The sequence below is a fragment of the Streptomyces thermolilacinus SPC6 genome, from assembly GCF_000478605.2.
In the GTDB taxonomy this organism is placed as follows: domain Bacteria; phylum Actinomycetota; class Actinomycetes; order Streptomycetales; family Streptomycetaceae; genus Streptomyces; species Streptomyces thermolilacinus.
Genome location: NZ_ASHX02000001.1, coordinates 5,019,943 through 5,033,423, shown reverse-complemented (window position 1 = coordinate 5,033,423; position 13,481 = coordinate 5,019,943). Strand labels below are relative to the sequence as shown.

Genomic DNA, 13,481 nt, shown 5'->3' with positions numbered 1-13,481 from the left:
AATCGCGCACTGGTGATGCTGCGCGGCGGAGTCCCCAACCACGTGGTAGCACGGCGCCTCGGCGTTCCCCCGGAACGGTTGGCTGGTGGCGCAGCGAGGACCGGCGGAAACGGACCGAGCCGTACGAGCCCACGACCGGCTGCCCGCGGTGCACCAACGGGGTGATCGACGGAGCAGCGTTCCTCTATCTCCTGGGCTTGTGCCTCGGCGACGGGCACATGGCGCGCAGTCCCGCGATGCGCATACCCAGCCTGTCCGTCTGGTGCACGGACACGTGGCCCGGTCTTGTCGAGGCATGCGACGGCGATGCGAGCCCTATGGCCTGACCGGCAGGTCACCCGCGCCCAGCGGACCGGCTGCCAGGAGATGAAGGTCTCGACGCCCTGGGAGTCTCGTGGACGTACACCAGGGCAGATACCGTCTCCGTCGCCCGGAAGGCGTCCGTCTGTTTGATGGACGCCTATGTCGGAGCGAAGTACTGAGGGTCAGCGGACGGCGTCGCCGATGTGGTGGACGCGGACCATGTTGGTGGTGCCGGGGACGCCGGGCGGGGAGCCGGCGGTGATGACGACCGTGTCGCCGGGGCGGCAGCGGCCGATCTTCAGGAGGTGCTCGTCCACTTGGGCCACCATCGCGTCGGTCGAGTCGACGTGCGGACCGAGGAACGCCTCGACGCCCCAGGTGAGGCCGAGCTGGGCGCGGGTGGCGGGGTCGGGGGTGAAGGCGAGGAGGGGGATGGGTGAGCGGTAGCGGCTGAGGCGGCGGACGGTGTCGCCGGACTGGGTGAAGGCGACGAGGTATCTGGCGTCGAGGAAGTCGCCGATTTCGGCGGCCGCGCGGGCGACGGCGCCGCCTTGGGTGCGGGGTTTGCCGTGTTCGGTGAGGGGTCGGAGGCCGCCTGCGAGGAGGTCTTCCTCGGCGGCGGCGATGATGCGGCTCATGGTGCGGACGGTTTCGACGGGGTGGCGGCCGACGCTGGTTTCGCCGGAGAGCATGACGGCGTCGGTGCCGTCGATGACGGCGTTGGCGACGTCGCTGGCTTCGGCTCGGGTGGGTCGGCTGTTGTCGATCATGGAGTCGAGCATCTGGGTGGCGACGATGACGGGCTTGGCGTTTCGTTTGGCGAGCTTGATGGCGCGCTTCTGGACGATGGGGACGTGTTCGAGGGGCATTTCGACGCCGAGGTCGCCGCGGGCGATCATGATGCCGTCGAAGGCGGCGACGATGTCGTCGATGTTGTGGACGGCTTGGGGTTTTTCGATTTTGGCGAGGACGGGGATGCGGCGGCCTTCTTCGTCCATGATGCGGTGGACGTCTTTGATGTCCTGGCCGGTGCGGACGAAGGAGAGGGCGATGATGTCGGCGCCGGTGCGGAGGGCCCAGCGGAGGTCGTTTTCGTCTTTGTCGGAGAGGGCGGGGACGGAGACGGCGACGCCGGGGAGGTTGAGGCCTTTGTGGTCGGAGACGAGGCCGCCTTCGAGGACGTTGGTGTGGACGTGGGGGCCGTCGATGGTGATGACCTGGAGGGTGACGCGGCCGTCGTCGAGGAGGATGCGTTCGCCGGGGGTGACGTCGTTGGGGAGGTTGTGGTGGGTGGTGCCGCAGTGGTGACGGTCGCCTTGGGTGGGCTGGGTGGTGAGGGTGAAGCGGTCGCCGCGTTCGAGGAGTACGGGACCTTCGTGGAAGGTGCCGAGTCTGATCTTCGGGCCTTGAAGGTCGGCGAGGATTCCGATGGTGCGGCCGGTTTCTTCGGCGGCTTTGCGGACGTGTGCGTAGCGTTCTTCGTGTTCGGTGTGGGTGCCGTGGCTGAGGTTGAGTCGGGCTACGTCCATTCCGGCTTCGGTGAGGGCTTTGATCTGGTCGTAGCTGTGGGTGGCTGGGCCTAGTGTGCAGACGATTCTGGCTCGGCGCATGGTGCGAGCCTATGGCTTACCGGTGGGTAGAGCTTTGGGTGTGGGTGAAGGGTCAACCTCCCTTTGGTGACTTGTTGTTGACAAGAGTTTAAGTGTGCGGCGGGTTGCTCTGATGAGCGGTTTGGGTGGGTGGTGCTGCCCGCTCCGTCTGAGTGTGCCGCGCGACTCGGAACTGGCGCCGTCCGGTCACGGTCCTTCGGAAGGCAGTGCTGCGACGAAGTCCGAGAGGGCGGTCGCCGGAGGTGGCACCTGTCCGCGGAGATGGCGCCGATAGTGGGTGGCGACCAGGCGGCGCAGCTCTTGCTCGCCCGGCTCTTCACCGGTCAGTTCGATACGAACCTTGTGGGGCTCGCCTGTCATGCGTAGTGGCCTGGCCAACGCGTCGAACCCATGGATGCACTCGTCGGGCATCTCCCACCACGCCTCGGCGAATGCCTGGTCCTTCAGGACGTACATGTGGGAATCGTCATCAAAGATGATCAGGGGGCCTATCGGTGCGGTCACTCGTGGAGTATGGCGGATTGCGCCCGCGCTGACGCCGATGAATTCAGCGCCCGCAGGAGGTTCACGGCAGGCGTCGGCCAAGTGGGACCGGCCTTCAGAGAGTGGGTGGGTGGAGGGTGAAGCGGGCGGTGATGTGGGCGGTGATGGTTTGGCGTTGGGGTTGGAGGTCGAGGGGCGGCGGGGTGGCTTCGGTGGATTCGGTGGCGAAGGCGAGGCGTTGGGTGGGGCCGGGGTAGGGGGTGTGGTCGGGGGTGGTGTCGTCGAGTTCGATGAGGGTGTGGAGTTCGGTGCCGAGGGCGTGGGCGTAGTCGCGGGCGCGTTGGATGGCGTTGGTGAGGGCTTGTTGGCGGGCTTGGGTGTGGGTGGGTGAGGTGGGGTGGAGGGTCCACCAGGGGCCGTCGATGCGGGTGAGGTCGATGTCGGTGAGGCGGGTGATGAGTTCGTTGAGTGCGGTGAAGTCGTTGAGGGTGGCGGTGAGGTGGGTGGTGGCGTGGTGGGTGTGGATGTGTTCGTTTCGGCCGTGTCGGGTGAGTTGGGGGGTGAGGGTGAGGTTGGTGGTGTGGAGGTTGTGGAGGGCGGGGCCGTAGCTGCGGATGAGGTTGATGGCGGTGGTGTTGCGTTGGGTGAGGTCGTTGAGGGTGGTATGGGGGTTGGTGCCGCGGGCGGTGAGGGTGATTTGGATGTGGGCGAGGTCGGGGTCGGTTTCGATGTGGGCTTCGCCGCGGACGGTGAGGTGGGGGTGGTGGGGGGTTTGGGGGGTGTTCATGGGGGTGTCTTTGGCTCGTGGTCATCGGATTGAAACCTGGTGGGGGGGGTTGGGGTTGGGTGGGGGTGGTTCAGAATCTACGCGCGTCGTGTCTACGCGCGTTGTGCTTGGGAGTTAAGGGGAGTCTGGTATGCCGCTGAACCGTAGGTCGTTTATGGGTCGGTCCGCTGTGGTGGGTGCTGGGGTGGCGGTGGCGGGTGCGGGGTCGGTGTCCGCTGCGGAGGCGGCGGTTCCGGCCGGGGTGGCGGCGAAGGGTGCGCCGAAGCGGTACTCGTTCACGGTGATGGGGACGACGGATCTGCATGGTCATGTCTTCAACTGGGACTACTTCACGGACCGGGAGTTCGACGACAAGGCGCGCAATGATGTGGGTCTGGCGAAGATCTCGACGTTGGTGGACCGGGTGCGTGCCGAAAAGGGGCGTGGGAACACGCTGTTGATCGACGCGGGTGACACGATTCAGGGCACGCAGCTGTCGTACTACTACGCGAAGGTGGATCCGATCACCGCGGAGAGCGGTCCGGTGCATCCGATGGCGCAGGCGATGAACGCGATCGGGTATGACGCGGCGGCGTTGGGGAACCACGAATTCAATTACGGGATTCCGTTGTTGCGGAAGTTCGAGCAGCAGTGCGACTTTCCGCTGTTGGGGGCGAACGCGCTGGATGCGCGGACGTTGCGGCCGGCGTTCGCGCCGTACAGCATGCATCGGTTGCGGACGCCGTGTGGGCGGGATGTGCGGGTGGCGGTGCTGGGGTTGACGAATCCGGGGATCGCGATCTGGGACAAGGCGCATGTGGCCGGGAAGATGGTGTTTCCGGGGTTGGAGGAGCAGGCGGCGTACTGGGTGCCGAGGTTGCGGTCGATGGGTGCTGATGTGGTGGTGGTGTCGGCGCATTCGGGGTCGAGTGGTACGTCGTCGTATGGGGATCAGTTGCCGTATGTGGAGAATGCGGCGGGGTTGGTGGCGGAGCGGGTGCCGGGGATCGATGCGATTCTGGTGGGGCATGCGCATACGGAGATCGCGGAGTATCGGGTGGTGAACGAGACGACGGGTAAGGAGGTGGTGTTGTCGGAGCCGTTGAAGTGGGGGCAGCGGTTGACGTTGTTCGACTTCGGTCTGGTGTGGTCGAGGGGTCGTTGGGTGGTGGAGCGGGTCGGTGCGCGGGTGCTGAACTCGAACACGGTGGAGGAGGACCCGGAGATCGTTCGGCTGTTGGGGGATGAGCACGAGAAGGTCGTGGCGTATGTGAATCAGGTGATCGGTACTTCTGTGGTGGAGATGTCAACGGCGCGGGCGCCGTGGCGGGATGAGCCGATCATCGATTTGATCAGTCATGTGCAGGCGGAGACGGTGCGGGCGGCGTTGGCGGGGTCGGCGTATGCGGGGTTGCCGGTGTTGTCGCAGGCGTCGTGTTTTTCGCGGTCGGCGGTGATTCCGGCGGGTGAGGTCACGATCAGGGATGCGGCGGGGTTGTATCCGTTCGAGAACACGTTGGAGGCGCGTGTGTTGACGGGTGCGCAGCTGAAGGACTACTTGGAGTTCTCCGCGAAGTATTACGTGCGGGTGGCGCCGGGTGAGCCGGTGGACACGGCGAGGTTGACGAATGCGGAGGGGACGCCGGATTACAACTATGACGCGGTGTACGGGTTGACGTATGACATTGATATCGCGCAGCCGGTGGGGTCGCGGATTGTGGATCTGGCGTTCGAGGGTGTCCCGGTTGATCCGGCGCGGGAGTTCGTGTTGGCGGTGAACAACTACCGGGCGAGTGGTGGTGGGGCGTTTCCGCATGTGGCGGGGGCGAAGCAGGTGTGGGCGGATTCGGATGAGATCCGTAACACGATCATTCAGTGGGTGCGGGCGAAGGGTGTGCTGGATCCGGCGGAGTTCGCTTCGGTGGGGTGGCGTTTGACGCGGGCGGGTGTGCCGGTGTTCTAGGGGATGTGGGAGCGCCCCCGGTGGACGGGGTCCGTCGGGGGCGCTTCGCCGTGGTGGGGGGTTAGTTCTCGCGGACGCGGAGGGTGCGGCGGAGGTCGTCGAGACGGTCGGTGAGTTGGCGGTGGAGGGCGGGGGTGAGGTCGGTGGTGGCGAGGTGGTGGTCGCCGAGGCGGAGGTTTTCGTGGGTGATGGTGTAGCCGGGGAAGGCGTGGCGGCCGGCGGCGGTGGCGATGGCGGGGCCGCGGCGGGTGGCGAGTGCGGTGGCTTCGGGGTAGTAGCGGGGGACGTAGGGGGCGAGGAGGTCGGCCTGTTCGGGTTGCCAGAAGCCTTCGGCGGTGGCGTTGAAGAGGTAGTTGGAGAGGGTGTCGTCGTGGAACATGCGGTTCCAGGCGGTGGCTTTGGCTTCGGGGGTGGGGAGGGCGGCACGGCAGCGGGCGGCGCCTTCCTGGCCGGTGGCGCTGGGGTCGCGGTCGAGTTCGGCGGCGATGGTGGCTTCGTCGGTGGCGCCGAGGACGGCGAGGCGCTTGAGGATGCGCCAGCGCAGTTCGGGGTCGAGGTCGGGGCCTCCGGGGACGGCGCCGTCGGTGAGCCAGCCGTGGAGGGTGGCGGTGTGGTCGGTGGAGTCGATGTAGTGGCGTACGGCGGTGAGGCGGAGGCCGGGGTTTTCGCCGTCTTCGGTGCGGCGGATGAGGTCGCGGGTGATGTGGGTCAGGGTGGTGCGGGCGGCGGTGCGCTGGTCGGTGGGGAGGTAGCGGTCGGCGATCTGGTGGATGGCGAAGCCGAGGACGCTGTCGACGAGGGTGACGTCGGTTTCTTCGGAGAGGTGGGCGTCGGCGGTGGTGAGGTAGTCGGCGGGGTGGAGGTCGCCGTCGCGGACCATGTCGCGCAGGGTGTTCCAGAGGACGGCGCGGGTGAGGGGGTCGGGGACGCTGGAGATGCCTCGGAGGGTGGTTTCGAGGGAGGTGTCGTCGAGGCGGATCTTGGCGTAGGTGAGGTCGTGCTCGTTGGGGATGACGAGGGCGGGGCGGGTGCCGGGGCGGGTGTCGGGGGTGTGTTGGGGGATGTCGGTTTCGTGGCGTTCGCGGAGGACGAGGGTGCGGGGGTCGGCGAGGTCGCGGTCGTAGACGCCGATGGTGGCGCGGTGGGGGCGGGTGCCGTGGTGGTGGAGGGTGAGGGTCCAGCGGCCGGGTTCGGTGGTGACGTCGGCGGTCAGGGTGTCGATGCCGGTGGTGCGGAGCCAGGCGTCGGCCCAGGCATGGACGTCGCGGTCGGTGGCGGAGGCGAGGTTGTCGATGAAGTCGGCGAGGGTGGCGTTGCCGAACTTGTGGCGGGCGAAGTGGTTGTTGATGCCTGCGAGGAATTCTTTCTCGCCCATCCAGGCGACGAGTTGGCGGAGGGCGGAGGCGCCCTTGGCGTAGGAGATGCCGTCGAAGTTGAGGAGGGCGGAGGCGGTGTCGGGGACGGCGTCGGGGTCGGGGGCGACGGCGTGGGTGGAGGGGCGTTGGTCGGCGTCGTATCCCCAGGACTTGCGGGCGATGCCGTAGCCGATCCAGGTGTCGGGGTAGCGGGTGGTGGCTTCGTTGATGGTCTGGTAGCCCATGTACTCGGCGAAGGACTCGTTGAGCCAGATGTCGTCCCACCACTTGAGGGTGACGAGGTCGCCGAACCACATGTGGGCCATCTCGTGGGCGATGACCATGGCGCGGGTCTGGCGTTCGGCGACGGTGACGGCGGAGCGGAAGACGAATTCGTCGCGGAAGGTGACGAGGCCGGGGTTCTCCATGGCGCCGGCGTTGAATTCGGGGACGAACGCCTGGTCGTAGGAGTCGAAGGGGTAGGGCTCGGTGAACTTCTCGTGGTAGCGGTCGAAGCAGCGGCGGGTGACGTCGAGGATTTCGGCGGCGTCGGCGTCGAGGTGGGGGGCGAGGGAGCGGCGGCAGTGGATGCCGAAGGGCAGTCCGGCGTGTTCGGTGCGGATGGTGTGCCAGGGGCCGGCGGCGACGGCGACGAGGTAGGTGGAGATGCGGGGGGTGGTGGCGGCCTTCCAGTGGCCGTCCGCCTGGCGGGTGGTGATGCCGTTGGCGAGGACGGTCCAGTGGTCGGGGGCGGTGACGGTGACGTCGAAGGCGGCCTTCAGGTCGGGCTGGTCGAAGGCGGCGAAGACGCGCTGGACGTCGTCGAGGAAGAGCTGGGTGTAGGTGTAGGTCTCGCCGTCGGTGGGGTCGGTGAAGCGGTGCATGCCCTCGCCGGTGCGGGAGTAGCGCATGGCGGTTTCGACGCGGAGTTCGTGGCGGCCCTCGGTGAGGCCGGTGAGGGGGAGCCGGTTGTCGTCCAGGGTGGCGGGGTCCAGGGGCTGCCCGTCCAGGGTGGCGCCGCGCAGGGTGGCGGGCTTGAGTTCGACGAAGGTGTCACCGGCGGCGAGAGCGGTGAACTCGATGACGGTGGTCGAGTCGAAGGTGTCGTCGCCGGTGGTCAGGTCGAGGTCGATGGTGTAGCGGTGGACGTCCAGCAGCCGGGCTCGGGTCTGCGCCTCTTCGCGCGTCAGTACGGGCATGGGGTCATGCTGCCTGATGGCGGGGCTGCGGGGGAGCGGGTTCTGCTGTAAGCGTCTGTTGGGGGGGCGCGTCAGGGGCGGGGTGCGCCGGGGGGTGTGTCGGGGGTGTTGTGGGTGCGGTTTGTGGGGGTGTCGGTGGTGTCGGGTTCGACGGCGATGCGCTCGTGGTGGCGGATCACCTCGGCGATGATGAAATTGAGCAGTTTCTCCGCGAATGCCGGGTCGAGGTGGGCGGTCTCGGCGAGCTGGCGGAGGCGGGCGATCTGGCGGGCCTCGCGGGCGGGGTCGGCGGGCGGCAGGTGGTGGCGGGCTTTGAGGAGGCCGACCTGCTGGGTGCACTTGAACCGCTCGGCCAGCATGTGGACGACTGCCGCGTCGATGTTGTCGATGCTCTCGCGGAGGCGGGTCAGCTCGGCGAGGACGGAGTCGTCGATGCCGTGCGTGCGGTGCGTGTCGCTCGTGCTCATGCCCGCGAGCTTAGACGGGGTGTGGGGGTGGGGGTGGGGGTGTTCGGGATGCGGTCATGGGTCGGCCGGATGTGGGGGTGTCTCGCTCGGGGGGCCTGTCCGGATGCGACGTGTGCGGCGGGGGTGTGCCCGGGGTACGGCGGGAGGCAGGCCCGCGGGTGGCGGGCCTGCCTCGGGTGGGTGCTTCGGGGCGCGCACGCGTCAGGGGTGCCGCGGGGCGGCCGCGTGCGCGTCGGGGGTCAGAGGGTCGCGGCCGCCGACTTGATGGCGGAGGCGAACGTGGAGACCTCGGTGTAGACGCCCGGGTAGTTCGGCCGGGCGCAGCCGTAGCCCCAGCTGACGATGCCGACCTGGATCCAGGCGCCGTTGGTGTCGCGGCGGAACATGGGGCCGCCGGAGTCGCCCTGGCAGGTGTCCACGCCGCCGCTGGTGTAGCCGGCGCACAGCTCCTCGGAGGGGATGAGTTCGCTGTACGACTGCTTGCAGGTGGCGTCGGAGACGAACGGGACCTGGGCCTTGAGGAGGTAGCGCTGCTGGCTGCCGCCCTCGCGGTTGGCGCCCCAGCCGGCGACGGTGAAGGTGCCGCTGTTGTAGGCGGTGGTGGTGGCGATGTTGAGGGTGGGCAGGTTGATCGGCTGGGCGAGCTTGATCAGGGCCCAGTCCTTGCCGGAGCCGTTGTAGCCGGGGGCCTGGAGGACCTTGGTGGAACGGACCTTGATCGCGGAGGTGCTCTGAAGGTCGACGACGCCCGCGGTGGCGGTGATGCTGGTGTTGTTGCCGGAGCCGCTGACGCAGTGGGCGGCGGTGAGGACGATCTGCGGGGTGAGCAGGGATCCGCCGCAGCCCATGGAGAGCCGGACCATCCAGGGGAACTCTCCCTGGGCCGCGCGGGTGCCGCCGACGACGGGCGCGGGGGCGGCGGAGGCGGCGGGGGGCTGGAGGCTTACCGCGGCGAGGACGACGGCGCCGGCGGCGGCGAATCTCTTGAGAGCACGTACCAGTGTCTTCTTCAACTGCCTGCCTTCCGTGGGGGGTTGATGCCTTGGGTGCGAGGAACCACCCCAATGAATGACATGGTCCCGTCAAGACATGGACGGGATTATCCGGAGGTGAGCACGCGGGTCACAAGGCTGTCTTTTCGGCCATGCGCGGCGGTGCGGCCGTACTGTGGAAGGGGGCTCGGCGGCGTGCTTGGGGGTACGGGACGTGGCGAACGGCAGCGCGGGCGGCGCGGACGGGCCAGATGGCGGCGCGGGGCGGCCGGGTGGTGATGTCGTGCACGGCTTCCCGCACCTGGGGACGGTACGGGCGGCGATCACCGCGCTGTACCGGCGGATCTCCCCCGAGGGCCTGTACGCCTACGCCGGGAGTGTCGCCCCCGGCGACGTGGCCTTCGCCGACCTGGACGACCTGCACCTGGGCGCCCACCGGGTGGCCACGGCCCTCGTTCGGCAGCTGCGGCTCCCCGAGGCGCGGGTGATCGTCAGCTTCCGGGCCATGGAGCACGCGGCGAGCGTCGAACTCGCGGCGGGCCCCGAGTACTTCATCGAGCTGAACGACCGGTTCCGTACGCACCGCAGGGACATCGGCGCCGCCCTGGCGCACGAGATCACCCATGTGCTGCTGCACCGCCTGGGCCTGGCCTTCCCCGGCACGCGGGACAACGAGATCCTCACGGACACCGCCACGACGTACCTGGGCGCGGGCTGGCTGCTGCTGGACGCCTACCGGGAGGACGACCTGACCAGCCAGAAGCTCGGCTACCTCACGCCGGAGGAGTTCGGGTACGTGCTGGCCAAGCGGGCGCGGGTGTTCGGTGAGGACCCGTCGCCGTGGTTCACCAGCCCGCAGGCGTACACGGCGTACCAGCGGGGCCGGGAGGAGGCGCTGCGCGACGAGCGGCGGCCCCCGCTGGTGGCGGCGGGCTGGGCGGGGCGGCGGCGGTACGCGCAGGAGCGGCGGCGGTACGCGGAGGGCGACGCGTCGGCGGCGGCGCCGGCCGGTGCGGGGTACGCCTTCGAGGGCGGGGGCGGTGGCGGGCTGCGGGTGTCGTTCCCGTGCCCGACGTGCCGGCAGCGGGTGCGGGTGCCGGTGCGGGGCCGGGTGCGGGCGCGGTGCGGGCTGTGCCGAACGGTGCTGGAGTGCGACACGTGAGGGGTGGGGTACGGCGTGTGACGGGGGTGCGGGTCGGGGGGCGGGGTGTGACGGGGGTGCCGGGGGGGTGACGGGTCTGTTCGGGGGTGTGCTTGCTTGCGGGCGGGCGGCGCGCGGGTGAGGGTCGGGGTATGACGATGGTGCCCGCCCCTGTTCACGAGGATCTGTTCGAAGCCGTCCACGGTGGTGACGAGGACGCGGTGGTGCGGCTGCTGCGGTCGGGCGCGCCCGCGGAGTCCACCGACGACGACGGCGGTACCGCCCTGTACACCGCCGCGGCGAACGGCCGGGCCGGGATCGTGCGGCTGCTGCTGGCGGCCGGGGCCGACCCGGGGCGGGCCAGCGGCGAGGGCGGCGGGGAGCTGCCGCTGTGCGGGGCGGCGTGCCACGGCCACACGGAGGCGGTGCGGGCGCTGCTGGCGGCCGGGGCATGGCCGGACCAGCGGGAGGACTTCGGGTTCACGGCGCTGGCGTGGGCGGTGCGGCAGGGGTACGCGGACACGGTGCGGGTGCTGCTGGAGTACGGCGCCGATCCGGGCGCGCCGGGCCCGGACGGGGCGGTGCCGCTGGTGGCGGCGGCGCGGCGCGGGTCGGTTCCGGTGGTGCGGGCGCTGCTGCAGCGGGGCGCGCCGGGGCGTGCGGAGGCGCTGGCCGAGGCGCGGGCGTGGCTGGGGCGGGACGTCGAGCGGTTCCTGCGGGACGCGCTGGCGGAGTCGTACGGGCAAGGGGTGGAGCTGGTGACGCGGCGCATTCCGGAGGAGGGCGGGGTGACGGTCGTGGTGGAGGTGGTGCGGGACGGGGTGCCGGTGGCGGGGCGTGAGCAGCAGACCGGGCACGGGGCGATCGCGACGCTACTGGAGGTTGCGCTGGGTGAGTGTCCGCCGTTCGAGGAGGTGGCGGGGCGGGCGCTGCGGTGCGGTGATCCGTCGCTGGACGACTGGATGGAGGCGGCTCAGGCGCTGGGGCTGCGCGGGGACGAGGAGACGTTCGGGGCGGCGGCCGGGTGGTGCGCGGACGGTGATCCGTCACGGCAGGCGTTCGGGGCGGATGTGCTGGCGCGGCTGACCACGTCGGTGGGTGGGCGGGCGGGGGTGTTCGCGGCGCGGGCGGTGCCGGTGCTGCGGGAACTGGCGCGTGAGGTGAGGGAGGCGGATGTGGTGCTGGCGGTGGTGCGGGCGCTGGGGGCGCAGGGCGACGCGTCGGTGCTGCCGGACGTGCTGCGGCACGCGGTGCACCCGGACGCGCGGGTACGGCGCGGGGTCGCCGTGGCGGTGACGGGGCTGGTGCCGGAGGGGCACCGGGAGGGGGTGGCGGCGCTGGTGGCGCTGGCCCGCGACGGGGACGCGGCGGTGCGGGCGGCGGCGGTGCACGCCCTGGCGGTGGGGCCCGATGACTCCCCCACCGTGCGGGGCGCGCTGGCGGCGCGGCTGGAGGACCGGTCACCCGAACCGGTGGTGGCGGCGGAGGCGGCGCGGGGGCTGGCCATGCGGCGGGACGAGCGGGCGGTGGGGGCGCTGGAGGCGCTGCTGGTGTCGGCGGACCCGGACGGGCGGGCGTACGGGGTGGCGCTGGACGCGCTGGAACACGTACGGGACGAGACAGTCCGCCGCCGTCTGGAGTCCGCCCTCCCCCGCCGCCGCGCCTGACGGCCGGGGCCGTCCGGGCGGGCGGCTGCGGCCGTCAGGCGCGGCGGGGCGTGCGGCGGCGCTCGGCGTCGGTCTGCGCCGCCGTGGACGGCGTGGCGCGACGTGGACGGCGTGGCGGCGCAGTACCGGGCCGTGGTTGGCGTGGGCGCGTGGCGGCGGGACGACCTGGGCGGCGTGACGTGGCGGCGTGGGGGGCGCGTGTGGTCAGGCCCGGCGTTCGGCGGCGCTGCGTTCCACGCAGAATTCGTTGCCCTCGATGTCCGCCAGGACCGCCCAGCCCGTGCCGTCCGGGCGGCGCTGGTCCGAGACGAGCGTGGCGCCGAGGGCGAGGATGCGCTCGACCTCCTCGTCGCGGGTGCGGTCCTGGGGCTGGAGGTCCAGGTGCAGCCGGTTCTTGGCGGTCTTCTTCTCCGGGACGGTCACGAAGAGCAGGCCGACGCCCGGCGCCTGGACCAGCGCCTCCGGGTCGCCGGGGTGGTCGTCGTCCGCGAGGGGCGCTTCCAGGACGGCCGACCAGAAGGACGCCAGCCGGTACGCGTCGGCGCAGTCGACGGTCATGTGTCTCACCAGTGAACTCATGGCGCCACACTGCCAGTTCAGGCCGGAGTCGGCATCGGCGTTTCGACGTGCCCGAGGGCGCGCGCGGCGGCGAGCCACGCCGGGAACTCCCCCACCAGCCGGTCGTACAGCACGTCGTCGGGGACGCGGCGCGGGTCCTTCCCGGCGTGGAAGAACCCCGCGTTGTCCACGGGCCGCCGCCCCGGTACGGGCAGTTCGTCGAGGCGGCGCAGGAAGTCGAACTGGCTGCTGTGCGGGTCGCCGAAGCCCACGAACTGCCAGAACATCGGCAGCCGCGCCGCCTTGCAGACGTACTTCTCCGTCAGCGGCCTGTTGTTCGGGCCGCCGTCGGTCTGGAACACGACGAGTGCCGGGGCGGTCGCGCCGCTGTCGAGGTAGTGGTCGATGACGGCGTCCATGGCCGTGTGGTAGTTGGTCTTCCCCATGTGGCCGAGGCTCGCCGTGATGCGTTCGATGCGGCCCCGGTGGTCGGCGAGCTCGATGTCGGCGACGGCGTCCACGTCGGTGGAGAAGAAGACGACCGGGACGCGCCCGTCGTCGTCGAGGTGCGCGGCGAGGCCGAGGACCCGGTCGGCGAGGGCCTGGACGCTGCCGTCCCGGTAGTAGGGGCGCATCGAGCCGGAGTGGTCGACGACCAGGTAGACGGCGGCGCGCTGACCCACCAGTCCGTGTTTGCGCAGGGAGACGCCCGCGCGTTTGTAGAGGTCGACCAGCGCGGGCGCGGTCTGTTCGATCTTGCGGAGATCGATGGCCATGGGTGCTCCCCCCGGGTGCCTCCCGCGCCGGTTTGCGACGGCGGGTGCGGCACCGCGTGTGACGTGCTGCCTGCGCACCGACGGTACGCCACGTGCACCGGACGGGCCGACGCGTGCCCCGGACATGGCGCAGCGCCTGCCGGGTCCGGTCGGGGACATGGCAGGCGCTGCTGTGTTCCGCACGCCGTTGTACGGGACGCT

General features: G+C 70.4%; 11 protein-coding genes. 3 read left to right on the top strand and 8 right to left on the bottom strand.

What is annotated here, in order from left to right; translation table 11 throughout:
• Positions 1-485: 485 nt before the first annotated feature.
• The 3 genes from pyk to J116_RS21745 form a co-directional block, all read right to left on the bottom strand.
• Positions 486-1,913 carry a pyruvate kinase gene (gene pyk / locus J116_RS21755; RefSeq protein WP_023589196.1) on the bottom strand — a complete coding sequence of 476 codons (1,428 nt, stop codon included), beginning with the start codon at positions 1,911-1,913 and terminating at the stop codon, positions 486-488.
• 186 nt (positions 1,914-2,099) lie between these two features.
• Complete coding sequence (locus J116_RS21750) at positions 2,100-2,417, bottom strand: hypothetical protein (RefSeq protein WP_023589195.1); 318 nt, start codon at positions 2,415-2,417, stop codon at positions 2,100-2,102.
• 94 nt (positions 2,418-2,511) lie between these two features.
• Positions 2,512-3,183, bottom strand: coding sequence for an SIMPL domain-containing protein (locus J116_RS21745; RefSeq protein ID WP_023589194.1), 672 nt, complete (start codon positions 3,181-3,183; stop codon positions 2,512-2,514).
• 130 nt (positions 3,184-3,313) lie between these two features.
• On the opposite strand from J116_RS21745, the gene J116_RS21740 reads away from it, so the two are divergent.
• Positions 3,314-5,125 carry a bifunctional metallophosphatase/5'-nucleotidase gene (locus J116_RS21740; protein ID WP_023589193.1) on the top strand — a complete coding sequence of 604 codons (1,812 nt, stop codon included), beginning with the start codon at positions 3,314-3,316 and terminating at the stop codon, positions 5,123-5,125.
• Positions 5,126-5,186: 61 nt separating this feature from the next.
• Here the strand turns inward: J116_RS21740 and pepN are convergent, their stop codons facing one another.
• The 3 genes from pepN to J116_RS21725 form a co-directional block, all read right to left on the bottom strand.
• Entirely contained in the window at positions 5,187-7,679 is a 2,493-nt protein-coding gene (pepN, locus tag J116_RS21735) for an aminopeptidase N (RefSeq protein ID WP_023589192.1), read from the bottom strand.
• A 71-nt stretch (positions 7,680-7,750) separates the two neighbouring features.
• Positions 7,751-8,146, bottom strand: a complete 396-nt coding sequence (locus tag J116_RS21730) for a chorismate mutase (RefSeq protein WP_023589191.1) — start codon at positions 8,144-8,146, stop codon at positions 7,751-7,753.
• Between the two features lie 239 nt (positions 8,147-8,385).
• Positions 8,386-9,159 carry a S1 family peptidase gene (locus tag J116_RS21725; protein WP_023589190.1) on the bottom strand — a complete coding sequence of 258 codons (774 nt, stop codon included), beginning with the start codon at positions 9,157-9,159 and terminating at the stop codon, positions 8,386-8,388.
• A gap of 193 nt (positions 9,160-9,352) precedes the next feature.
• Here J116_RS21725 and J116_RS21720 point away from each other — a divergent pair, with 193 nt between their 5' ends.
• On the top strand, positions 9,353-10,300 hold the full coding sequence (locus J116_RS21720; RefSeq protein ID WP_023589189.1) for a hypothetical protein: 948 nt from the start codon (positions 9,353-9,355) through the stop codon (positions 10,298-10,300).
• A 131-nt stretch (positions 10,301-10,431) separates the two neighbouring features.
• Entirely contained in the window at positions 10,432-11,946 is a 1,515-nt protein-coding gene (locus tag J116_RS31535; RefSeq protein WP_023589188.1) for an ankyrin repeat domain-containing protein, read from the top strand.
• Between the two features lie 204 nt (positions 11,947-12,150).
• Here J116_RS31535 and J116_RS21710 read toward each other — a convergent pair whose 3' ends face one another.
• Together J116_RS21710 and J116_RS21705 are read right to left on the bottom strand one after the other, a co-directional pair.
• Complete coding sequence (locus tag J116_RS21710) at positions 12,151-12,525, bottom strand: VOC family protein (RefSeq protein WP_037946864.1); 375 nt, start codon at positions 12,523-12,525, stop codon at positions 12,151-12,153.
• A gap of 17 nt (positions 12,526-12,542) precedes the next feature.
• Positions 12,543-13,280, bottom strand: coding sequence for a VWA domain-containing protein (locus J116_RS21705; protein ID WP_023589186.1), 738 nt, complete (start codon positions 13,278-13,280; stop codon positions 12,543-12,545).
• Between the last annotated feature and the right edge of the window lie 201 nt (positions 13,281-13,481).

Excerpts from the sequence above, each read along its gene's own strand:
- pyk (WP_023589196.1), bottom strand. The coding sequence starts at position 1,913 with ATGCGCCGAGCCAGAATCGTCTGCACACTAGGCCCAGCCACCCACAGC.
- J116_RS21745 (WP_023589194.1), bottom strand. The coding sequence starts at position 3,183 with ATGAACACCCCCCAAACCCCCCACCACCCCCACCTCACCGTCCGCGGC.
- J116_RS21740 (WP_023589193.1), top strand. The coding sequence starts at position 3,314 with ATGCCGCTGAACCGTAGGTCGTTTATGGGTCGGTCCGCTGTGGTGGGT.
- pepN (WP_023589192.1), bottom strand. The coding sequence starts at position 7,679 with ATGCCCGTACTGACGCGCGAAGAGGCGCAGACCCGAGCCCGGCTGCTG.
- J116_RS21730 (WP_023589191.1), bottom strand. The coding sequence starts at position 8,146 with ATGAGCACGAGCGACACGCACCGCACGCACGGCATCGACGACTCCGTC.
- J116_RS31535 (WP_023589188.1), top strand. The coding sequence starts at position 10,432 with ATGACGATGGTGCCCGCCCCTGTTCACGAGGATCTGTTCGAAGCCGTC.
- J116_RS21710 (WP_037946864.1), bottom strand. The coding sequence starts at position 12,525 with ATGAGTTCACTGGTGAGACACATGACCGTCGACTGCGCCGACGCGTAC.
- J116_RS21705 (WP_023589186.1), bottom strand. The coding sequence starts at position 13,280 with ATGGCCATCGATCTCCGCAAGATCGAACAGACCGCGCCCGCGCTGGTC.